The following is a 21,060-nucleotide window of genomic DNA, read 5'->3' on the forward strand; positions in this document are numbered from 1 at the left end:
CGGTCCGTCGTTCGGCCTCCTGTTCGGCTGGAGGCCGTCAGGTGTCGGACCCTCCGGATAGGGTGGACGGATGACGCGAGCAGAGCAGCCAGACCGCCTCGGCGATTTCGACGCCGCACTCGTCGCGGATTCCCAGGAGCGTGCCGTACGGGCGCTCCTGCACCACCAGCCGCTCCGCCGCCTGTGGAACGCGCAGCTCGTCGGCAGCGTCGGCGACGCGCTCGGACTCCTCGTCCTCGTCCTCCTGGGCCTCCAGGCGGCCGTCGCCGAGGGCGCGCTCGGGGGCGGCTACCGGGGCGCCGCGTTCGCCGTGGCCGCCGTCGTCGGTACGCGCCTGCTCGCCTCGGCCCTCTTCGGGACCGTCCTCCTCGGCCCCCTCGCCAAGCTGACCGGGCCCGACGGCCCGCTCGACCGGCGCTGGACCATGATCGGCGCCGACGGGCTGCGGCTCGCGCTGTTCGTCGTCGCCCCGCTGTGGATCGACTGGCTCCCCGGCTCCGCCCTCTGGTACGTGCTCGGCACCGTCTTCGTGACCGGCGCCGCCGAGCGGCTCTGGACCGTCTGCCGCGAGGGCGCCGCCCCCGCGCTGCTGCCCGCCGCCCCGCCCGAGGGCGACGCCGTGCGGCCGCTCCCGGACCACCTCGGCGCGCTGTGCCGGCTCTCCCTGCGGACCGCCTTCCTCGCCGTGCCCGCCGCCGCCGTGGCGCTGCTCGTCGCCACCCTCGTCGGCAACCTGCTGGGCGCCGGACTCGACTGGTTCTCGTTCCACCAGGCCGCCCTCGGCTCGTACGTCGCCGCCGGACTCTTCGCCGCCTCCGTCACCGTCCTCTTCGGCATGGCGCTGCCCGGCGGACAGGGACCGGAGCTCCGCTCGCCCCTCGCCGGGCTGCGCCGGACGCCGGAGGCCGAGAAGGGCCGTACGGGCGTCCTCCCCGTCCTGGTCCTGACCTGCGCCACCGTCGCCGGGGCGATCGCCGCTGCCGCGTCCCTCGCCGTCCTCCACGCGTACGACCTCGGCGGCGGCCCCGTCACGTACGCGCTCCTGATCCTCGCGCTCAGCGGCGCCACCGCCGTCGGCATCCGCACCGCGCGGCACGTCCTGCCCGTCCTCTCCCGGCGCCGGCTGCTCGCCCTCGCGACCGCCGTCACCGGCGTCGCGCTGCTCGCCGCGGGCCTCGTGCCCGACACGGCGACGGTCCTGCTGCTCGCCGTCCTCGCCGGGTACGCCGCCGGGGTCGCCGCGAACACCGGCCACACCCTCGTCGACCAGGAGACCGAGGAGCCGGACCGCGAGGCGACCACCGGCCGCCTCCAGGCCGCCGCGCGCGTCGGCATGGCCGTCGGCGCGCTCGCCGCGCCGCTGGTCGCCGCCGCGATCGGCCCGCACCGGCTCGCGTCCTCGGGCGGCACCTTCGTCCTGGAGCACGGCGGGGCGGCCTACACGCTCGCCCTCGTCGGCGCCCTGCTGCTGCCCGTCGCCGCGCTCGTCCTCGCCAAGACCGACGACCGCGCGGGCGTCCCGCTCCGCCGCGACCTGCGCGACGCGGTGCGCGGCTCCGACCCGGCCCAGGCGCCGTCCCCGACCGGCTTCTTCATCGCCCTGGAGGGCGGCGACGGCGCCGGGAAGTCGACGCAGGTCAAGGCGCTCGCCGAATGGATCCGCGCCAAGGGCCACGAGGTCGTCGTCACCCGCGAGCCCGGCGCGACCCCGATCGGCAAGCGGCTCCGCTCGATCCTGCTCGACGTCTCGTCCGCGGGGCTCTCGAACCGGGCCGAGGCCCTGCTGTACGCGGCCGACCGTGCCGAGCACGTCGACTCGCTGGTCCGGCCCGCACTGGAGCGGGGCGCGGTCGTGATCTCCGACCGGTACATCGACTCGTCCGTGGCCTACCAGGGCGCGGGCCGCGACCTCTCCCCGACCGAGATCGCCCGTATCTCCCGCTGGGCGACCGACGGGCTCGTCCCGCACCTGACCGTCGTGCTCGACGTCTCCCCGGAGACGGCCCGCGAGCGGTTCACCGAGGCGCCCGACCGGCTGGAGTCCGAGCCGCCGGAGTTCCACGCGCGCGTACGGGCCGGTTTCCTCGCCCTCGCCGCCGCCGACCCCAGCCGCTACCTCGTCGTCGACGCCGGCCAGGAGCCCGAGTCCGTCACCACCGTCGTACGCCACCGGCTCGACCGGATGCTGCCGCTCTCCGAGGCCGAGATCAAGGCCGCCGAGGAGGCCCGCCGCAAGGCCGAGGAGGAGGCGCGGCGCAAGGCCGAGGAAGAGGCCGCCCGCAAGGCCGAGGAAGAGCGCCTGGAGCGCGAGCGGCAGGAGCAGCTCGCCAAGCTCCGCGCCGAGGAGGAGGAGCGCAAGCGGCGCGAGGAAGAAGAGGCGCGCCGCCTGGAGGCCGAGCGTCAGGCCGAGGAGGCCCGGCGGAAGGCCGAGGAGGAGCGGCTCGCGGCGGAGGCCGCCGCCGAGGCCGAGCGCAAGCGCGTCGCCGCCGAGGAGAAGGCCCGCCAGGAGGAGCAGGAGCGGCTCCGCAAGGAGGCCGAGGAGGAGGCCCGGCTGCGCGCCGAGGCCGAGGAGCGCCGCCTGGAGAAGCAGCGCAGGGCCGAGGAGGCGCTGCTCCGCGCCGAGGAGGCCCGCCGCATGGCCGAGGCGGCTGCTGCCGCCAAGGCGGCGGAGGCCGTCGCGATGAAGGCGGCGGCCGAGAAGGTCGCGGCGGAGGCCGCCGCCAAGGCCGCCGCGGAGAAGGCCGCCGCCGAGCGTGCCGCCGCGGTGGCAGCCGCGGCCCAGCGCGCGGCGGCCGCGGAAGCCGCGGCCGCGGAGCGGACCGCCGCCGCGGAGAAGGCGGCGGCCGAGAAGCGCGCCGCCGCCGAGAAGGCCGCCGCGGAGAAGGCCGCCGAGGAGAAGCGGGTCGCCGCCGAGAAGGGTGCGGCGGCCGCCCGTGCCGCCCAGGAGTCGGCGAACGAGGTCACCGTGCCGACCCCCGTCGTGAAGCCGGACCCGAGGGTGGCCCAGCCGCCCGTGTCGGCGAACGAGGTCACGGTGCAGACGCCGGTCGTGAAGCCGGAGCCGGTCGCGAAGCCCGAGCCTGCTGCCGTGAAGCCGGAGCCGGTCGCGAAGCCCGAGCCTGCTGCCGTGCGGCCCGAGGCGGAGACCGCCGTCCTGCCGCAGATCAAGGACTCGCGGGCCGCCGACGAGACGGCCGTCCTGCCCAGGATCACGGACTCCCGCGCGGTGGACGAGACCGCCGTCCTGCCTCCCGTCCGGCCCGTGGACCGGGTGCCGCAGGGCATCTTCCGCGACGAGCGGCCCCAGGCCCGGCCGGAGCCGGAGGGGGCGAACGACCGCACCCGCGAGCTGCCCCAGCTCGACGAGCACGGCCGCCCGCGCCGCCGCTCGGACTGGGCGGAGGAGACCCCGCTCGACGACCTGCCGACCCTCGCGGACGAGCTGTTCGGCCGGCACGACGACGAGGACGAGGGCCCGCGCCGCCGCCGCTGACGGACCCGGCGGTGAGGCCCGGGGGTGGAGCTAGCTCCACCCCCGGTCCGGCAGCCAGCCCCATACCGTCGTGACCTGCGCTTTTCTAGCGTTGCGGTATGACGACGACAGCAGTGACGGAGAACGGCGCCGCCCTCGCCCTGGACGGCGTGAGCCGGGCGTGCGGACGCGGGACGCCCGCGCTCGACGGGATCGACCTGACCGTGCCGCGCGGACGCTTCGTGGCCGTGATGGGACGGTCGGGCTCCGGCAAGTCCACGCTGCTGCGCTGCGCGGCCGGACTCGAACGGCCGACGGCCGGGAGGGTACGGATCGGGGGCACCGACCTCGCCACCCTGAAGGCTGCCGGTCTGACCCGGCTGCGCCGGGACCGCATCGGCTTCGTCTTCCAGTCGCTCAACCTCGTCTCCGCGCTGAGCGTGCGCGAGAACGTCACCCTGCCGCTGCTCCTCGCCGGGGCCCGCGAGGACCGGGCGCTCGCCGACCGCGCCCTCGCGGGGCTCGACGCCGTCGGCCTCGCCGACCGGGCCGACGACCGGCCCGAGAACCTCTCCGGTGGCCAGCGGCAGCGGGTCGCCATCGCCCGCGCCCTGGTCAACGAGCCCGAGGTCGTCTTCGCCGACGAGCCGACCGCCGCCCTCGACCCGGTCACGGCGTCCGGTGTGCTCGCCCTGCTGCGGCGCGCGGTCGACGAGCGGGGCACCACGGTCGTCCTCGTCACCCACGACCCGGTGGCCGCCACCTGGACGGACGAGGCCGTCTTCCTGGAGCGCGGCCGGATGGCCGGCCGGCTCGACCGGCCGGACGAGGCGGGCGTACGGGCGGCGCTCGGCGCCCGTACCGCCGGGCTCGTGTCGGGGGCCGCCCGATGAGCCGCCGCCTCGGGAACCCGGCGGTGCGGCTGCTCGCTGCCCGGTCGCTGCGGGCCCACCGCAAGGCGTGGGCCGCCGTGTTCGCCGCCGTCGCCGTCACCTCCGCGCTGCTCGGCACGCTGGCCCTCGCCGTCGGCTCCACCGCCCTCGGCCACGCGCGCGTGGAGCGGTACGCCGCCGCGCCCGTCGTCGTCGCCGGGGACCAGGAGGTCGAGTCGACGGTCACGCCGTGGGGCGGCGAGCCGCAGACGGCCTCGACGGGCCTGACCGAACGGGTACGGATCCCGTCCGCCGCCGTCGACGTGCTGCGCGCCGTGCCGGGCGTGCGGGACGTGGTCCCGGACGACACCTTCGTCGTACGGGAAGGGGCGCCCACCCGGGCCCCGGCCCCCGAAGGCGCGGCCCCCGGAGGCGTGGCCCCCGAAGGCCCGGCCTCCGAGGGCGCGGGCACGCGCGCGTACCCCGGGCGTTCCTGGGAGGCCGCCCGTCTGGCTCCGTACACGCTGACCGACGGGCGCGAGCCTCGTGGCGGCGGGGAGATCGTCGCCGGTGCCGGGCTCGGCGCGGGCGTCGGGAGCACCCTGGCCGGGCGGGAGGTCGTCGGGGTGGCCGACGGGCCCGACGCGGTCTACGTCAGCGCGGGGGAGGCGCGGCGGCTCGCCGGGCATCCCGGGGCCGTCGACGCCGTCGGCGTCCTGGCCGAGCCCGGTGTCCCCGTGGAGACCCTCCACGCGCGCGTGCGGGCCGCGTTGGACGAAGCCGGGCTGAAGGACACCGCCTCGGGGCAGCCGCTGCGGGCGCTCACCGGCGACGGCAGGGGCGGTGCCGAGCACCTCGCCGCGCTCCCCGCGCGCGGGGACCTCCTCCAGCTCCTCGCCGCCGTCTCCGGCACGCTCCTCCTGGTCGCAGCCCTCGTCCTCTCCTCGCTGGTCGCCCAGGCCCTCCAGCAGCGCTCCGCCGAGCGGGAGCTGCTCGTCTCCGTCGGCGCGTCGCCCCGGCAGGTGCGGGCGGCGGCGGGCCGCGAGGTGGCCCGGGTGGCCGCCGGGGCGGCCCTGTTCGGCGCGCTCGTCGCCGTACCGGCCTTCCAGCTGCTGTGGTCGACGCTGCGGGCCCGTACCGGAGTCGTACCGGAGGGGCTCGAACTGCCGACCCCGGCCTGGCTGTTCGCCGCCGTACTCGTCGTCGCCCTTCTCGTCGTCGGCCTCGCCCGGCTCGTGGTCCTCTTCGCGGCCCGCAGGCCCGGGCGGCCCGGGGCGGGGCGCGTCCGCCGGGTCCTCGGGATCGCCCTGCTCGTGCTCGGCGCGGGATCGGCCGGGGCGGCCACCGTCCAGGGCGGCGAGGCGGCCGCCGCCGCTGCCGGGGCGGCCACGGTGACGCTGGTCGCCGGGTGCGCGCTGCTCGGCCCGTGGATCGCGCGGGCCGCGACGGCCGTCCTCGACCGGCCGTTCCGCCGGTTCGGCGGCGCGCCCGGCCGGCTCACCGCCGCCGGAGCGGGCGCGCACTCCCGGCGCCTCGGTGCCGCGCTCGTCCCCGTCGTCCTCGTCACCTCCTTCGCGCTCGTGCAGCTCTCGGCGGGCGCCACCATGGAGCGGGCGGCGGCGGCACAGGCGCGCGCGGCGACCACCGCCGACCTCGCGTTCACCGGCGTGACGGCGGAGCGCGTACGGAAGCTGCCGGGGGTCGACGCGGCCACCGACGTGCTGAGCTCCTCGGTCGTCCTGGCCCGCACGGAGGCGGGCGCGCCGCGCCTCGACCGGCTCCCGGTCCTCGGCGTGGACGCCGAGGGGCTCGCGGGCACGCTCGACCCGGGCGTGGTCGCCGGTGACCTCGCCGGACTCGGGCGGGCGGGCACGGTCGCGGTCGGCGCGGACATGGCGAAGTCGCTGGAGGCGGAGCCCGGTTCGACGGTGGAGCTCCGGCTCGGCGACGGTACGGAGAAGCGGCTGCGGGTGGTCGCGGTCTACGAACGTTCGCTGGCCCTCGGGGAGTTCCTGCTTCCGAAGGCCGAACTGGCCCCGCACATGACCGATCCGTATCCCGCGCGCGTACTGGCGTCCGGCGTCGGCCACGGGTCACCGGTCGCGCCTGAGGCGGTGGCGCCCGAGGCGGTGGCGTCCGAGGCGGTGGCGCCCGTGGCGGTGGCGCTCCCCGGGGCCGAGTTGAACGGGATCGTCTCCGGCGGCATCGTGGCCGCGATCGGCGGGCTCACCGTCCTCTCCGTCCTCAGCACCCTCGCCCTCATCGGCGCCGGGCGGCGCGGCGAGCGGGAACTCCTGCGCCAGGTCGGCGCTTCGGCGGGCCAGCTGCGCCGGATGCTCGGCCTGGAGGCCGGATTCCTGACCGCGACCGGCCTCCTCGTCGGGCTCGCGGTGGGCGCGCTGCCGCTGACCGCGTTCGCCTGGGCGCTCACCGGCGGCCTGCCGTACCTGCCGCCCGCGCAGGCCGGCGCGATCGCCGGCGTCGTCCTCGTCACGGTCGTGACGGGGGTGTTCCTGGAGGAGCTCCGGCGGACGGGGCGGCGGCCCGGCGCTACGCGTTGAGGTACGCCAGGACCGCGAGGACCCGGCGGTGGCCGCCGCCGTCGGCCTGCGGCAGGCCGAGCTTCAGGAAGACGTTCCCGATGTGCTTGTGCACGGCCCGCTCGGTGACCACCAGCGAGCGGGCGATCGTCGCGTTGTCGAGGCCCTGGGCCATCAGCCCGAGGACCTCGCGCTCGCGGGGCGTGAGCGAGTCGAGCGGGTCGTCGCGCCGACGGGCCATCAGCTCGGTGACGACCTCCGGATCCAGGGCCGTACCGCCGGACGCGACCCGGTCCAGGGCGTCGAGGAACTCGTCGACCCGGCCCACCCGGTCCTTCAGGAGGTAGCCGACGCCGCGCGCGCCGCCGCCCAGGAGCTCGGCGGCGTACGTCTCCTCCACGTACTGCGAGAGCACGAGCAGCGGAAGCCCGGGGAGGTGCTCGCGGGCCGCGAGCGCCGCGCGGAGCCCCTCGTCGCGGAAGTCGGGCGGCAGCCGTACGTCGAGGACCGCCACGTCCGGGCGGTGGTCGAGGAGCAGGGGCAGGATCTCGGGGCCGGTGGCCGCGACCCCGACGACCTCGTGCCCCGACGAGGTCAGCAGCAGGACCAGGCCCTCCCTGAGGAGGGCGTTGTCCTCGGCGATCACCACACGCACGGAAGCTCCACTTCGATCACGGTCGGGCCCCCGACGGGGCTGGTCAGTCGTACGGTGCCGTCGAGCGCGGCGACCCGGCGCCGCATGCCCGTCAGGCCGGAGCCGCCGCTCTCGGCGGCCTCGGCCCCGCCGCGGCCCTCGTCCGCCACGCGCACGCGTAGCGCGGATTTCTCGCGGGTGAGGGAGACGGAGGCGCGGGAGGCGCCGCTGTGCTTGGCGGCGTTGGTGAGGGCCTCGGCGACGACGAAGTAGGCGGCGGCCTCGACGGCGGCGGGGGCGCGCGGGGCGTCCGGCACGGGAGCGCCGGACCCTCCCTCGTCGGCCAGGCCCGTCACCGTCACCGTCGTCTCCAGGCCGCTGCTCGCGGCGAGAGCCCGTACCGCCCCCGTCAGACCCCGGTCGGTCAGGATCGGCGGGTGGATGCCGCGCACCACGTGCCGGAGCTCGGCGAGGGCCTCCTCCGCCTGCGACTGGGCGTCGTCGAGGAACGCGCGGGCGGTCGCGGGATCGGAGTCGTACACGCGCCGGGCGAGGCCGATCCGCATGGACAGCGCCACCAGGCGGGCCTGCGCGCCGTCGTGGAGGTCGCGCTCGATCCGGCGGAGCTCGGCGCCGTGCGCGGCGACCGCGCCCGCGCGGGTGGCCGTCAGCTGCTCGACACGGGCGGCGAGGGCGGCGTCCCTGGCCGCGGCCGGGGACGGCGTGAGCAGGGCGCGCGACCACTCGGCGGCGAGCTCCGCGAGCCGGCCGAGCAGCGGCAGCGCCACCGCCCGGCGCCCCGCGAGCCCGGCCCAGGCGCCGTCGACGAGCAGCGCGGGGACCCACAGGATCAGCGAGAGGTACCAGAGCAGCAGGCCGTAGACGAGCTGCGCGGCGCCCCAGAGGAGGTCCTGCCGGGTGCCCGGGTCGGTGAAAGCGGTCCGCACGCGCGCGGGGAGCGGGCCTTCGATTGGCAGGTACGCCTCCGGGACCGGCGTCCCGGTCCACGCGGCCGTACGGCGGCGCTCCCACCCGGCGAGCCGGCGCAGCAGCAGCACGCTCTCGGGCAGCACGCCCGCCCCGATGACGGTGAGGGTGAGGACGGCGGTGAACAGGGCGATGCCGACCATCAGGCAGCAGAACAGGGAGATCGCGGCCCCGACCGTGAGATGGAGCCACGCCCGGAACGCTTCCTTGATCGCCACACGCATCAGGCCAGCCTAGGCGGCGCCGGGAGGGGAGACGGTGGAGCGGGCTACACCACGGTCCGGGAGCGGGCACCGCTGTGCGGGGCCATGGGCGGGAACGAGGATCGAAGGGCACCCATCCACTCCGCACGGAGGTACCCCATGCGTCCCCTTCTCTGGCTGCTGCTCGTCGTGAGCGTCCTGGCCAACGTCTACGTCGGCACCTTCTCGGACCTGACCGGCGGGCTCCGCGCCGCCGGAAGCGTCGGCACCGGGGCCGTCGTGCTCGGCTCCGCCGTCGGGCTGTGGCTGACGCGGCGGCGCGAGGAGGCCCGTGGCTGATCCGGGGATGTCCCCGTGGCTGATCCGGGGATGTCAGAGCACTGCCCCACAATGGAGGGCGTACCTGAGGAGGGGCAGACATGGCCGTATGGGACGACCTGGTCGGACAGACGCGGGTGGAGGAGCAGCTTTCCGCCGCCGCGCGTGACGCCGACGCGTTCGTGACCGCCCATGCGGCAGGACAGCCCGCCCCCGAGGCGTCGAAGATGACCCACGCGTGGCTGTTCACGGGCCCGCCGGGGTCCGGGCGGGCGACGGCGGCGCGGGCGTTCGCGGCCGCGCTCCAGTGCGTGAGCCCCGACCGGGCGATGAGCACCGGCGGTCCCGGCTGCGGGTTCTGCGACGGCTGTCACACGACGCTCGTCGGCACCCACGCGGACGTGGAGATCGTCCGCACGGACCTGCTGTCGATCGGTGTGAAGGAGACCCGCGAGCTCGTCCGGCGCGCCCAGCTCTCCCCGGCCGGCGGCCGCTGGCAGGTCATCGTCCTGGAGGACGCCGACCGCCTCACCGAGGGCGCGGGGAACGTGCTCCTGAAGGCCGTCGAGGAGCCCGCGCCCCGCACGGTCTGGCTGCTGTGCGCGCCCTCCCTGGAGGACGTGCTGCCCACGATCCGTTCCCGCTGCCGCCACCTGACGCTGCGGACGCCCCCGGTGGACGCCGTCGCCGACGTGCTCGTACGGCGTGACGGCATCGAGCCGGAGGCCGCGCACGCCGCCGCCCGCGCGACCCAGGGGCACATCGACCGGGCCCGGCGGCTCGCCACCGACGAGCGGGCCCGGGCGCGCCGCTCCGTCGTCCTCAAGCTGCCGCTGCGGGTCGCGGACATCGGCGGCTGCCTCAAGGCCGCCCAGGAGCTCGTCGACGCCGCCGCCGAGGACGCCAAGCAGGTGGCGGAGGAGGTCGACGTCAAGGAGACCGAGGAGCTGAAGGCGGCCCTCGGCGCCGCGCAGGGCGGGCGGATGCCGCGCGGCACGGCCGGCGCGATGAAGGAGCTGGAGGAGCGGCAGAAGCGCCGCAGAACGCGCACGCAGCGCGACAGCCTCGACCTGGCCCTCACCGACCTCACCGGCTTCTACCGCGATGTCCTCGCCCTCCAGCTCCGCTCCCGGACACCCCTCGCCAACGGGGACGTGCGGGACGCGCTGGAGCGGATCGCGGGCGACACGACGCCGGAGCGGACCCTGCGCCGGATCGAGGCGATCCTCGCCTGCCGCCAGGCCCTCGACCGGAACGTGGCGCCGCTGCTCGCGGTGGAGGCGATGACGATGGCGCTGCGGGACTAGGGAGCGCAGGGACGCCCGCCGGATTGGACACGGTGCGTACCCGTCCGGATACCCTCCGGAAATGGACTCCAGGCGTTTGCTCCGTACGTCCGCCACGGCCCTCGCCGCCGCCGGACTGATCCTCTCCGGCTGTACGGGAGGCGGAACCGACGCCGCCGCGTCCCGGGCGCGGAGCGAGACGCCCGCCGTGACCGCGTCCCCCTCCGGGGCGCTGGAGAAGTACTACGGGCAGAAGCTCGCCTGGCGGGACTGCGGCGTCGTGGGCTTCCAGTGCGCGACCCTGCTCGCCCCGCTCGACTACGCGAAGCCGGAGGCGGGCGAGGTGAAGCTCGCCGTCTCGCGGGCGAGGGCGACCGGCCCCGGGAAGCGGATCGGGTCGCTCCTGGTCAATCCGGGAGGCCCCGGCGGCTCGGCCGTCGGCTACCTCCAGGGGTACGCGGGCATCGGCTACCCCGCCCCCGTCCGCGCCCGCTTCGACATGGTGGCCGTCGACCCGCGCGGCGTCGCCCGCAGCGAGCCCGTCGAGTGCCTCACCGGGCCGCAGATGGACGCGTACACGCAGGTCGACCAGACCCCGGACGACGCGGCGGAGGTCAACGCGCTCAGCGCCTCCTTCAAGAGCTTCGCGGCGGGCTGCGAGAAGCGCTCGGGGACGGTCCTGCCGCACGTCTCCACCGTGGAGACGGCCCGCGACATGGACGTCCTGCGGGCGGTCGTCGGCGACGAGAAGCTCCACTACGTGGGGGCCTCGTACGGCACCTTCCTCGGTGCCACCTACGCCGAGCTCTTCCCCGACCGGGTCGGCCGGCTCGTCCTCGACGGGGCCATGGACCCCTCCCTCTCCGCGCTCGACCTCAACCGCGACCAGACCGGCGGCTTCGAGACCTCCTTCCGCGCCTTCGCCGCCGACTGCGTCCGTACGCCGGACTGCCCGCTCGGCACCGAGTCCGTCGACGCGGCCGGGGCGGCGCTGCGGAAGTTCTTCCGCGACGTGGACGCCGAGCCGCTGCCCACCGGCGAGGGCCGCGAGCTGGGCGAGTCGCTCGCCACGACCGGCGTGATCGCGGCGATGTACGACGAGGGGGCCTGGCCCCAGCTGCGCGAGGCGCTCACCCGGGCGATCGGCGGCGAGGGCTCGGGCCTGCTGGCCCTGGCGGACAGCTACTACGAGCGGGAGGCGGACGGCACGTACGCGAACCTGATGTACGCGAACGCCGCCGTGAACTGCCTCGACCTGCCGCCCGCCTACGCGGGGCCCGCCGCGGCCGAGCAGGCGGTGCCGTCCTTCGAGAAGGCCTCCCCGGTCTTCGGCAAGGGCCTCGCCTGGGCCGCCCTCAACTGCACCTACTGGCCCACGTCGCCCACCGGCCGTCCCCACCGCATCACCGCCGACGGCGCCGCCCCGATCCTCGTCGTCGGCACCATCCGCGACCCGGCGACCCCGTACAAGTGGGCCCGCTCCCTCGCCGCCCAGCTCTCCTCCGGCACCCTCCTCACCTACGAGGGCGACGGCCACACGGCCTACGGGCGGGGCAGCGACTGCATCGACACGGCGATCAACACCTACCTCCTGGAAGGCACCCCTCCGCAAGACGGAAAGCGCTGCTCATAGCCATGATCCAGGGGTGGTCGGTGCACCCCTGAAAACTGTGTAGACTTGGCGGCGCTGCTGCACCCGATAATGGGTTCGCACGGCGACGCCGCCTTAGCTCAGTTGGCCAGAGCAACGCACTCGTAATGCGTAGGTCTCGGGTTCGAATCCCGAAGGCGGCTCAGATGGAACCCCAGGTCAGAACTTTCTGACCTGGGGTTTTCTGATTCAGCGGATGCGGCGACGGCGGCGAGCGCGAGCTGTGCGACTGTCGCCGGTCTCATTTTTGGTCTCAGTGTGACCCATGCTGGCCGCCAGGGTCTTGGGCTGCACCTGCGACAGGAACGCGTCTCCCATGCGTTCCATCGCGGCCCGGGACTGCTCGGATCGACCCTTCACGTAGCGCCGCGTCTGGGTCACCTGGGTGTGCCGCAGGATCTCCATGATGGTGACGAGGTCGACGCCGAGCTCATTGAGGATCGTGCCGGCCGTGTGGCGGCTTCCGTCGTACAGGCGCCGGTCGTCGATCCCGCATTCGGCGAGCAGCTCCTTGAACTCCTCCCAGTCCTGTCGCGGGTCGAGGGGGCGTCCGTCCGGGCGAGCGAACAGCACGTCGTACTCCTGCCAGAGATCGCCCGCCGCTGCCCGGTCTTCCTCCTGGAGGGCGTGCAGCTCGCGCAGGGGCTGGATGAACGGCGGGGGGATCGGAACGGGCTCCTTGCTCTTCTTCGTCTTGGGACGGGTGAAGACCAGGCCGCCACCCTTCCGTACGGGGCAGACGCTCGCGTGCTTCGTGCATGTCTTCTCGCACGGCTTTGGGCATCCCCGCTTGTAGCCCTTGTGGGTTGTGCACACTGGCGGGCACGGTTCGAACCGGTGCAGCCGCTCGCCACAGAGATGTGGGTCGGTACAGCCGTGCCGCCAGGTCAGCCGCTGTAGCTGCCAACGGGGGTGAAAGAGTCCCGCCTCAAGGTCTACGTACTTCCACCGCATCCCAAGCGTCTCGCCCTGCCGGAACCCCATGCCGACGCCCACCAGCCAGCGGACGAACGTCGGCCGCTTGGCCGCCGCCTCCAGGAACGTGCGAGCTTCCTCCTGGGTGAACGGGTTGGCCTCGGTCTCCTCCACGCTCGGCGGGTCCACCAGTGTGGCGACGTTCTCCACGATCAGTCGACGGCGGTGCGCGATTTTCAGTGCTCGCGACAGGATGCGGTGGACCTTCAGTACGTGAGACGGGGCGTGTCCCTCACGGAGCATCGCGGCGTACATCGTCTCCAGGTGCTCCGGCTCCAGCTTGTTCAGCCGGTGCTGGCCGATGCCCGGGACGATGTCGTTGCGGGTCTTGGAGCGGTAGTCGTCCAGGGACCTGGGCTTGAGCGTGAGGCTCGCGATCGTCGTCAGATACGTCTCCATCCACGCCTCGACGGTCGGAGCCCGTCCGGCCTTCGGAGCCCGCTGCTCGTCACGCAGCTTCTCCAACTCCTTGACCTTGCGCTTCACCTCGGCCTCGGTCGCAGCGCTGCGATGCCGTCGGTCGGGGCTTCCGTCGGACCTCAGGCCCATGGTGACCCGACCGTGCCACCGGCCGTCGTTCCCCTGGTAGATGGAGGACTCCATGTTCGGCTTGCGGTTCATCTTCGCCTTTCGTGGGTGAGGCGGTCCCGGCTGCTGTGCCGGAACCGCCTCGGAGTTGCGCTGATCAGGTGGTCGAGATCTCCAACTGGGCGACGAAGGCGTCCAGTTCTACGCGGCGAAGGCGGCGAATGCGGCCGACCTTCACGTACGGGAGCTTGTTGGCGGCCATCAGCTCGTAGATGGTCGAGCGGCCGAGGGAGAGATACTCGGCGGCGGCCTGGACGGTGAGCAGGGCGGGGGACGGGGCGGGGTTCGCGGCGGTGGTCACTACGTGTGCCTCCTTGGCGGAGCTCCGAGGTGTCGAGACGGTCGCGTTGCCGGGGGTCGACACCTGTCCGAGGTGGGGATTTCTGCGTCACTGCGACATGCGCGTCACTCGGTCGTCTGACCTGCAGGTTTTGGTGACACAGGGGGTGGCGGTCTCTGTCACGGGTGACGCAGGCCTCCGTCACCGGTGACGCGGGTGACGCGGGGTGACGCAGGCCTCTAGCGTCTGCGTCACCCTGGTATCGCCAGGTCAGGGGGTGTTTTGCGCCCGGTGGTGACGTGGGTGACGCAGCGTCTTCCTACTTAGGAAAAGAGGGGGGGGGTGTCTGTTGTTGTGCGCGGCTGAGAGCGTGAATGGGGAGCCGCTGCGCGGCACGCCTTTGAGGCGGCGGCAAGCCGCCGAAGAACAAGAGGAGCACCCCGCGCGGCTGCGCGGCCGTGCTCCTCTTGCTCGTGCGGGGGCCACGCGGCGGGGGCTAGGACCCCGCGCCGTGCTCGTCCTGGGCCGTCGGGGCGGGGCGGACGACTTCGATGTAGCGGGCGTCCCTGGTGCGGCCCCAGTCGACGAGGACGCCGCGTGCGGCCAGGACGGGCTGGATGCGCTTGAGGCGGTCGGAGAGGACCTTGCCGGTGGTGGGCCAACCCTTGGGCAGGGGACGGCACTCCTCGCCCGTGTAGAGCTGGGTGAGGCACTGCAGCCACTCCGAGGAGGTCATGCGGATCTCTCGGCCGGGGTCGATGCCGGCGGCGTGCTTGAGGACGGTCTGGGCGAGGAGATCGCCCTCGATGACGTCGTCGTTGAGGTCGTCCAGGCTCGCGCGGTAGGCGGGGAGGGCGCCGAAGCCGGTGGCCTTGTCGACCTGCGCGCACAGGTGGGCGAAGTCGGCCATGCGCAGGTCGGTGGGGACGTCGGCCTCGGCGGCGCGGACCTGGACAGTGAGGTCGAGGAGCGAGCCGAGGATGAGCGGGAGAATCTCCTCGAACTCCGCCCACAGCTCGGCTTCGGTGCGCCGGACCTTGGGGCGTTCGAGGCGGAGCGGGAGGAGGCGTTCGGCGAGGTCGGGGCGGATGACACCGACGTCGATGCCGGTGAGCAGGAGGGGTTTGCGGTAGCGGGAGCGGACGACGTCGCCGTCGGTGAACAGGGCGCGCTTGACGTTCTCGGCGCCGGTGACGATGCAGCACATGGCGTCGGACATGTCCGGCGTCAGGTGGGAGAGGTTGTCGAGGGCGGTGACCCATCCGGCGGCGACGGCCGCGATGAGGTTCTCCTCGTCCTTCGGGGCGCGGCGCAGGTCGCTGCTCATGCCCTCGATGATCCGCAGGAGCATCCGGGCGCCGGTGGACTTGCCGGCGCCCTGGGGGCCGGTGAGGAACGGGGCAGGGACGGGCACGGTCGGGCCGAGGCAGCCGATCAGCCAGGCGATGACCATGCTCTCGACCTCGGCGGTGGCGAAGTTGCACAGCCGCAGGAGCAGGTCGAGGCCCTTGCCGTTGGTGTCCTTGGCCGGCAGGGGAAGCTCGCCGGTGAGCTGGGTGCGCCGCCAGCAGACCTCTTCGGGGTCGGGGGTGACGAGGTCCCAGCCGGTGGGGTGGATGCGGACGGACAGGCCGTCGTTGCGGCCCAGGTCGAGCCACGTCGCGCCGTTGAAGCCGGGGGCGACGCGGATGTGGACGGGCTGCACCTTCTCGTCCATGGCCAGTGCCTCGATCAAGTCCAATGCCTCCTTGAGGGCGGTTCCGTTGAAGACGCCGTATCCGTCCTTGAACAGGCCGACGATGAGTTCCTGACGGTGGCTCCCGGTGGTTCCCTGGGAGCGGATCGGGCGGGCGACGGGGTGGCCGATGCGCTGGGCGTAGACGGTGCCGTCGGCGGTGCGGAAGTACCGGAAGTGGTCCCGTGCGTAGGTGCCGATGACCTCGCGGGCCGGGTTCTTCTCGTCCTCGGACATCGCTACATCCCTAGAGCGCTCGTGGCGTTGGACCAGGCGGTAGTGCAGTGCCGCGCCGACTCGCCCTTGGCCTGAGCGGCGGCGAACAGGCGGCTGATGTGGGACTCGGTGAGGCAACCGCACCGGCCGTGCGCGGACAGCACCGCCAGGAACGTCCGGTACACCGTCGCGTGGACCGCGCTCTCGGCATCGGTGATGCGCTGCTCGGCCATGGCGATCCCGCGCTCCAGGTAGGCGGGCGAGCGGTGACGGCACTCCCCACCCCCAGCAGGTGCGGGCACCGTCGGCGCCGCCTGCCGGACGGCGGGCGGCTGCTTGTCGGCGAGGGCGCGTACGACGTCCGGCAGCTCGGCCGGGACGCCGGAGCCGGGGCCGAGCCAGCGGGCGTAGGACATCGTCGACTTGAGGTCGACACCGGGACGGACGGCGTTCACCGACCGCATGGTGCCTCGGTAGATCCAGTGCTCGCCGCGCGTGGTGGCGACGGTCGTGGTCGGTGGGAGCGTGGCGCGGGCCCAGGTGACGGCGGCCTCGTTGTCGAGGTCGACGACGGTGACGCCGGCGCCGCCGGGGTGGTAGCCGATGGTCCGGGCGCGGCGCCATGCGGCCGCCCACTGCGGGGAGGCGATGATCCGGCGGTCGGTGATGGCGGCGGCCCATCCGTGGCACGGCCACGGGCAGACGCATGGCCCGGGGGTGGCCATGCTCGGCCGCCCGCCGCAGGCGAGGTCCTCGCAGGCCCGGCAGTTCCCGAAGGGCCGCTTGTCGGCCCGCAGGGGCAGGACCGGCAAGCCGTGCTCGGCGAGGCCGAGGGCGATCGTGAGGATGCTGTTCACGCGGCCACCTCCACGCCAGGGGTGAGGTTGGCGAGGGCCTGGGTGCCGATCCACCGGGTGTAGGCCGGGGGGATGCACTCGCGGATGCCGTCGCGGTTCATCCACGGGACATCCATGACGCGGCGGGCGTGGTCGACGCCGGAGAAGTTCCCGATGAACTGGCCGAAGTGGCCGGGCGGGATCGGGCGGCCCATCTTCGCCTGGGGCGCCACGTGGGCGGGGTGCTCGGGCTGGGTGAGGGTCCAGCCGCCGGTCTCGAAGTAGCGGTGGCGGTAGGTCTCCAGGCCGAACTGGGTGCCGCAGAGCATGACCGGCTCGTGGAGCTTTGGTACGGCTCCGGCGACGTTCTCGATGACCCACGGGCGGCCGGTGGATTCCAGGGCGGCGCGGGTGGGGGCGATGAGGTCGGGGTGGGTGTTGCCCTGGATGCGCTGGCAGTCGGAGTCGTGCTGGCACGGCGGGGAGGTGTGGATGAAGCCGAACCGGGCGCCGTGCTCGCGGATGAAGGCGACGGCGTCAGCCTGGATGAACCGGTAGGGGTAGCGGGGCTGCGGGTTGATGTCGACGCCGACGACGTCGAACCCCGCAGCGGCGTATCCGGCGGCGGCGCCGCCCTGGCAGCAGAACGCGTCCAGGAGGAGCGGCCGGACTCCATCTCGCCGGATCGGGAAGGGATGGGTCATGCTGGGTGTCTCCAGTTCTCTAGCGAGTGCTCTGGATGGGGCGGCCCCGGACTTTGGCGAGACGGGGCCGCCCTTTGTGCTGTCACGCGGCGAAGAGGCCGCGTTGCCCCGGCTCGACGTCAGGGGTGACGACGGCGGGCGGGGAGTCGGTGGGGACCGGGGCGAGGGCGGGGGCGTGCTTGTCGGTGGTGGGGCCGTCGTTGTGGAAGCGCCAGGTGCCGACGTCGTGCTGCGGGCGGTCCTTGCCAGGAAGGGTGTAGCGGCGGGGCTCGTCGGGGTGGGTGGCGTTCCAGTCCTCGGCGCACACCTTGTGGACGGCCTCGCCCGCGTGGGACCGCATCGGGGTCGGTCTGCCGCACAGGCAGCACGGCCGGTCCCCGTGGTGGTCGAAGTGGCGGGCGTCGCCCCAGTCGAGGAGGGGGTCCACGGCCGTCAGAAGGGCGGTTCGTCGCTGTATCCGCCGCGTCCCTGCCGGCGGGTCAGGCGGGGGAGGGGCAGGAGGGTCCAGCGGCGGGTGTCGTCCCAGCAGTTGCACGGGTCCCAGTCGGTGCCCGCGTACTCGCCGGTCTCGTAGTCGCCGTAGTTGTAGTTGTGGCCGCCGTCGCCGTCGCAGCAGGTGCAGTCGGGGCGGGGGGTGTCGGTCAGGACCAGGGCCGGGCGGGGCCAGGTGGTCCAGTGGATGCGCAGTCGCACGGGGCGTCTCCTTAGAGGTTGGAGAGGGCGTCGGCGAGGGAGGCGGTGAGGTGGTTGATGGGTTCGGCTGCGCCGGTGGAGGCGAGGAGGAAGCCGAACATGATGGCGGTGAAGGCGGCGCCGGGGCCGAGTTCCTTGGAGCGCAGGAGGAAGAACAGGGCGATCCCGAACAGGACGATGAGCGAGACGGTCACGGCCATGCCGAAACTCCGTTGAGACGGGGATGGGTGGGTGGGAGGCTGTGCGGGCCCCGGGTGCTCGCAAGCTTGGGGACATGGATCGGCGGCTGCGCTGGCGAGGACGTGCCCACGGGAGTCTGCCGATAGGCGGGTGGCCGCCGGTCCCAAAAGTCGCGCGTGCTGCCGCGCCCGGATTCCGGCCCTTAGAGGGCTTGACGGGGTGCTGCGAGGGCCCCCCTTTACCGGCCTTACCTTGCAGGTCAGAGGCCCTTACCTGCCCCATGACCGGGGTAAAGGGCCCCCTCTACTTCGCGGCCCCTCCGGATGGTGCGGGCGGGGCCGGTAGCGGGGTGGTGTGGTGGGGGTGGGGTAGTGGGGGACCCCTCTACCTGCCGACCGAGAGGAGGATCTCGGCGGGGACGGCGGCTTCGATGTCGCGGCGCTGGTAGCCCGCGCCGTTGCTGCCGCTGATCTTGACCTGCTTGCTGGTGCGCTTGACTCCGGCCGCGTCGAGGGCGGCGGCGAGGGCTTCGGCGTTGAAGTCGCCGTAGGTGTCCTCGTCGATGTTGGCGAGCGCGACGAGGAGGTCGGGGGTGAACATGCGGGGGGAGTGCCGCATGACTTCGAGGACGTCGGAGACGATCGGCGGGACGGTGACGCCGGCCGCGTCGGCAGCCGCGGTGACGTCTCCGGCGGCATCTCCGGTGAGTTGCCCGGATTCCTCGCGCAGGGCGCGGCCCTTGCGGCAGAGCTGGGCGAACGTGGGGCCGTCGAGGTAGTCGGCCCGCACCGTCACGTACGAGGCGGGGCCGGTGACGAGGACGCCGACGCCCTTGTGCTCCTCGGAGAGCACGGACGCGTCGGCGCCCTGGGCGGCCTTGCCCTTGCCGAGGACCATGTCGCTGGAGGCGCGGTCGACGACCTGGGTCGAGTACCTGATGGTGATGATCTCGCGGAGCTTGGTCGGCACCGAGTCGGCGTCGGGACGCTGGGAGGCGAAGTTCGAGATGAACCCAGCGGCCGGTCCCCGGCGGGCGATCCGGCACAGGTCGTTGATGACCTGCTCGCGGTCCTCGCGCTCCATCGCGGTGAAGTACTCCTGGAGTTCGTCGATGGTGACGAAGATGACCGGGAGGTTGTAGCGGGCGACGATCTCCGGGGTCAGCTTGCCCTCCGGGCACACCGACGTCGGCAGGTCCCGCAGCAGGGCGAAGCGGCGTTCCATCTCGGCGAGGAGCTCGGCGAGCATGGCCTTGAGGGCGTCGATCGCGTCGTCCTCGGCGCCCATGACGAGGCGGTGGGCGACGGCCTTCATCGGCATCCAGTCCGCGCCGCCCTTGCCGTCCGCGACGTAGTGCCGCACGTACGGATCGAGCAGCCCGGCCGCCGTGAGGAGGCGCTGGGTGAAGGTCTTGCCCCGGCGGGGCAGGCCGCCGAAGAACATCGACTGCCACATGACGGGGACGTTGATCCTGGTGCCCCGGGCGTCCTGCCCGAAGGGGACCGGCTCCCAGATCGAGAACCGCTCGGCCTTCTCCAGAGGCGAGGGGTTCGGCGTGCCGAGGTAGGGGTCGTCGTCGGAGACCCACATCGACACGCGCCCAGCGTTCCCGCCGTTCACGGCACGGACGCGGGACATGATGACCTGGATCTCGTCCACGCCGAGTTCCTGCGCGATGACTTCCCGCTTCGCGAGGACGTCGGACGCGGTCTTGCCTCCGCCCCGAGGCATGTCGAAGATCACCGACCAGCCACGACCATCACGGACGGGGCCCATCGTGCACGACACGCGCGGAAGGTCCTTCTCGTCCTTGCCACTGCCGCTTTTCAGGAGGCCGGCGGCACGCAGCGCGTCGTTGAGCTGCTGCGCGGACATGTCCACGCGGATCGGCGGCGCGGCCTGGTCGAGCAGCCGCGTCTCCTCGCCGCGTCCGAGGTGGGCGAGCGGGACTGTGATGGCGGCGCCGATTCCGGCCTGGAGGAGCGGGTCGGCGAGCAGGATTCCGGTCGCTGCCGCCGCGACACCGGTGGCGGCGATCCCGAACCGCCACCGCCGGGACCGGGTCCGCTCTGCGTACGCGGCCTGGTGACGGGCGGCGAGCTCGACATCCTCCGGGCGGAGCTTCGACTGCGCCTTGAGCGCCCGCACGGTCGCGGACTGCTCCTGCGCGGACAGCATCGGCCACAACCCCGCCACCGCGCGGTAGAAGCCGCGTGCGGCGAGCAGCACGGACTTGACCAGGTACTTCGGGACACGCACCGAGTGGTAGCGGGCGTGCCACCAGGCAAGGCGCCCCAGCGCGGCGGCGTTGTCGCGGATCGACTTCACCGACCGCGCCCACACCGGCAGCACCGGCATGTCGGGGACGGTCAGCCAGTCGGCGAGAGGGTTGCCGGGCAGGTCGACGACGTCGACACCCTCCTCGTCGGCCACGGGCTCGGGGGTGGTGGTCTTTTCGAGGTTGATCGGCGGCGACGGCTCGGCGCGGGCGGCGCGGTGCTCGTCGAGGTCCAGCACCGTCGCTTCGGTCGCGGGCTCGGTCATGATGGGTCTCTCCCACTGCTCGAAAGGGCGGGTGAAAGGGGGGCCCGGGGACGGCGCGGTTTCCTTGGCCGGGACGGCCGTCCCCGGGGCACAGCTACTTGCGCTTGCCCTGCTTCTTCGCGTCGCGCTCGGCCTTCGCGGCCTCTTCGGCGTTCTTCTCGATGCGCCGGCGGGCCTTGTCGATGACGCGGTCGACCTTCTTCTCCAGGTCGCCCTGATAGACGGTCTCTCCGGCGAGCCCACGCTTGGCCATGCGGGCGACGAGCCAGCCGACCTGGACGCCCTCGCCGATGCTGAGCTGGGGGTTCTTCTCGTTGAACTCGGTGGTCTTCTTCGACCAGGCCAT

Annotated in this window: 18 protein-coding genes and 1 tRNA gene; 7 read left to right on the forward strand and 12 right to left on the reverse strand. The window is 73.7% G+C overall.

Annotated features, from left to right (window positions below):
* The first annotated feature begins 70 nt into the window (after positions 1–70).
* From tmk to ACFC0Z_RS29675, 3 genes are all read left to right on the forward strand, one after another.
* The gene (gene tmk, locus ACFC0Z_RS29665) at positions 71–3,493 is read left to right on the forward strand and encodes a dTMP kinase (protein WP_376444317.1); all 3,423 of its coding nucleotides are present in this window, start codon (positions 71–73) and stop codon (positions 3,491–3,493) included.
* A 98-nt stretch (positions 3,494–3,591) separates the two neighbouring features.
* Positions 3,592–4,365, forward strand: a complete 774-nt coding sequence (locus tag ACFC0Z_RS29670; protein WP_376444319.1) for an ABC transporter ATP-binding protein — start codon at positions 3,592–3,594, stop codon at positions 4,363–4,365.
* On the forward strand, positions 4,362–6,905 hold the full coding sequence (locus ACFC0Z_RS29675; RefSeq protein ID WP_376444323.1) for an FtsX-like permease family protein: 2,544 nt from the start codon (positions 4,362–4,364) through the stop codon (positions 6,903–6,905). The genes ACFC0Z_RS29670 and ACFC0Z_RS29675 overlap by 4 nt, the downstream gene beginning before the upstream one ends.
* Here ACFC0Z_RS29675 and ACFC0Z_RS29680 read toward each other — a convergent pair.
* Entirely contained in the window at positions 6,895–7,539 is a 645-nt protein-coding gene (locus ACFC0Z_RS29680) for a LuxR C-terminal-related transcriptional regulator (RefSeq protein ID WP_376444326.1), read from the reverse strand. The genes ACFC0Z_RS29675 and ACFC0Z_RS29680 overlap by 11 nt on opposite strands.
* Complete coding sequence (locus ACFC0Z_RS29685) at positions 7,527–8,729, reverse strand: sensor domain-containing protein (RefSeq protein WP_376444328.1); 1,203 nt, start codon at positions 8,727–8,729, stop codon at positions 7,527–7,529. Before ACFC0Z_RS29685 ends, ACFC0Z_RS29680 begins: the two co-directional genes overlap by 13 nt.
* A 138-nt stretch (positions 8,730–8,867) precedes the next feature.
* Here ACFC0Z_RS29685 and ACFC0Z_RS29690 point away from each other — a divergent pair, with 138 nt between their 5' ends.
* The 4 genes from ACFC0Z_RS29690 to ACFC0Z_RS29705 all read left to right on the forward strand — a co-directional run bounded on the left by ACFC0Z_RS29690 (position 8,868) and on the right by ACFC0Z_RS29705 (position 12,106).
* The gene (locus tag ACFC0Z_RS29690; protein ID WP_360812888.1) at positions 8,868–9,047 is read left to right on the forward strand and encodes a hypothetical protein; all 180 of its coding nucleotides are present in this window, start codon (positions 8,868–8,870) and stop codon (positions 9,045–9,047) included.
* Between the two features lie 80 nt (positions 9,048–9,127).
* Positions 9,128–10,333 (forward strand): DNA polymerase III subunit delta', encoded by a 1,206-nt coding sequence (locus ACFC0Z_RS29695; protein ID WP_376444331.1) that lies wholly within the window; start codon positions 9,128–9,130, stop codon positions 10,331–10,333.
* 61 nt (positions 10,334–10,394) lie between these two features.
* Positions 10,395–11,945 (forward strand): alpha/beta hydrolase, encoded by a 1,551-nt coding sequence (locus ACFC0Z_RS29700; RefSeq protein WP_376444334.1) that lies wholly within the window; start codon positions 10,395–10,397, stop codon positions 11,943–11,945.
* Between the two features lie 87 nt (positions 11,946–12,032).
* A tRNA-Thr gene (locus tag ACFC0Z_RS29705) sits at positions 12,033–12,106 on the forward strand.
* 46 nt (positions 12,107–12,152) lie between these two features.
* On the opposite strand, the gene xerC is transcribed toward ACFC0Z_RS29705, so the two are convergent.
* The 10 genes from xerC to ACFC0Z_RS29755 form a co-directional block, all read right to left on the reverse strand.
* A complete protein-coding gene (gene xerC / locus ACFC0Z_RS29710; RefSeq protein ID WP_376444337.1) occupies positions 12,153–13,559 on the reverse strand; it encodes a tyrosine recombinase XerC in 1,407 nt (468 codons plus the stop codon).
* A gap of 64 nt (positions 13,560–13,623) precedes the next feature.
* Positions 13,624–13,827, reverse strand: coding sequence for a helix-turn-helix domain-containing protein (locus tag ACFC0Z_RS29715; protein ID WP_376444340.1), 204 nt, complete (start codon positions 13,825–13,827; stop codon positions 13,624–13,626).
* A 475-nt stretch (positions 13,828–14,302) separates the two neighbouring features.
* Positions 14,303–15,778: an ATP-binding protein gene (locus tag ACFC0Z_RS29720; protein WP_376444343.1), complete on the reverse strand. Its 1,476-nt coding sequence runs from the start codon at positions 15,776–15,778 to the stop codon at positions 14,303–14,305.
* Between the two features lie 2 nt (positions 15,779–15,780).
* A complete protein-coding gene (locus tag ACFC0Z_RS29725) occupies positions 15,781–16,614 on the reverse strand; it encodes a bifunctional DNA primase/polymerase (protein ID WP_376444345.1) in 834 nt (277 codons plus the stop codon).
* Positions 16,611–17,297: an SAM-dependent methyltransferase gene (locus tag ACFC0Z_RS29730; RefSeq protein WP_376444348.1), complete on the reverse strand. Its 687-nt coding sequence runs from the start codon at positions 17,295–17,297 to the stop codon at positions 16,611–16,613. Before ACFC0Z_RS29730 ends, ACFC0Z_RS29725 begins: the two co-directional genes overlap by 4 nt.
* An 82-nt stretch (positions 17,298–17,379) precedes the next feature.
* Positions 17,380–17,724 (reverse strand): hypothetical protein, encoded by a 345-nt coding sequence (locus tag ACFC0Z_RS29735; protein WP_376444351.1) that lies wholly within the window; start codon positions 17,722–17,724, stop codon positions 17,380–17,382.
* Positions 17,725–17,729: 5 nt separating this feature from the next.
* The gene (locus ACFC0Z_RS29740; RefSeq protein WP_376444354.1) at positions 17,730–17,990 is read right to left on the reverse strand and encodes a hypothetical protein; all 261 of its coding nucleotides are present in this window, start codon (positions 17,988–17,990) and stop codon (positions 17,730–17,732) included.
* Positions 17,991–18,001: 11 nt separating this feature from the next.
* Positions 18,002–18,190 (reverse strand): hypothetical protein, encoded by a 189-nt coding sequence (locus tag ACFC0Z_RS29745; protein WP_376444356.1) that lies wholly within the window; start codon positions 18,188–18,190, stop codon positions 18,002–18,004.
* Between the two features lie 364 nt (positions 18,191–18,554).
* On the reverse strand, positions 18,555–20,714 hold the full coding sequence (locus ACFC0Z_RS29750) for an FtsK/SpoIIIE domain-containing protein (RefSeq protein WP_376444358.1): 2,160 nt from the start codon (positions 20,712–20,714) through the stop codon (positions 18,555–18,557).
* Between the two features lie 94 nt (positions 20,715–20,808).
* The gene (locus tag ACFC0Z_RS29755; protein WP_376444360.1) at positions 20,809–21,060 is read right to left on the reverse strand and encodes a DUF6257 family protein; all 252 of its coding nucleotides are present in this window, start codon (positions 21,058–21,060) and stop codon (positions 20,809–20,811) included.

The sequence above is a fragment of the Streptomyces sp. NPDC056144 genome (assembly GCF_042264145.1).
Classification (GTDB): Bacteria; Actinomycetota; Actinomycetes; order Streptomycetales; family Streptomycetaceae; genus Streptomyces.

Coding starts and splice junctions, on each gene's coding strand:
- tmk (WP_376444317.1), top strand. CDS start 71: ATGACGCGAGCAGAGCAGCCAGACCGCCTCGGCGATTTCGACGCCGCA.
- ACFC0Z_RS29670 (WP_376444319.1), top strand. CDS start 3,592: ATGACGACGACAGCAGTGACGGAGAACGGCGCCGCCCTCGCCCTGGAC.
- ACFC0Z_RS29675 (WP_376444323.1), top strand. CDS start 4,362: ATGAGCCGCCGCCTCGGGAACCCGGCGGTGCGGCTGCTCGCTGCCCGG.
- ACFC0Z_RS29685 (WP_376444328.1), bottom strand. CDS start 8,729: ATGCGTGTGGCGATCAAGGAAGCGTTCCGGGCGTGGCTCCATCTCACG.
- ACFC0Z_RS29690 (WP_360812888.1), top strand. CDS start 8,868: ATGCGTCCCCTTCTCTGGCTGCTGCTCGTCGTGAGCGTCCTGGCCAAC.
- ACFC0Z_RS29695 (WP_376444331.1), top strand. CDS start 9,128: ATGGCCGTATGGGACGACCTGGTCGGACAGACGCGGGTGGAGGAGCAG.
- ACFC0Z_RS29700 (WP_376444334.1), top strand. CDS start 10,395: ATGGACTCCAGGCGTTTGCTCCGTACGTCCGCCACGGCCCTCGCCGCC.
- xerC (WP_376444337.1), bottom strand. CDS start 13,559: ATGAACCGCAAGCCGAACATGGAGTCCTCCATCTACCAGGGGAACGAC.
- ACFC0Z_RS29720 (WP_376444343.1), bottom strand. CDS start 15,778: ATGTCCGAGGACGAGAAGAACCCGGCCCGCGAGGTCATCGGCACCTAC.
- ACFC0Z_RS29730 (WP_376444348.1), bottom strand. CDS start 17,297: ATGACCCATCCCTTCCCGATCCGGCGAGATGGAGTCCGGCCGCTCCTC.
- ACFC0Z_RS29745 (WP_376444356.1), bottom strand. CDS start 18,190: ATGGCCGTGACCGTCTCGCTCATCGTCCTGTTCGGGATCGCCCTGTTC.
- ACFC0Z_RS29750 (WP_376444358.1), bottom strand. CDS start 20,714: ATGACCGAGCCCGCGACCGAAGCGACGGTGCTGGACCTCGACGAGCAC.
- ACFC0Z_RS29755 (WP_376444360.1), bottom strand. CDS start 21,060: ATGGCCTGGTCGAAGAAGACCACCGAGTTCAACGAGAAGAACCCCCAG.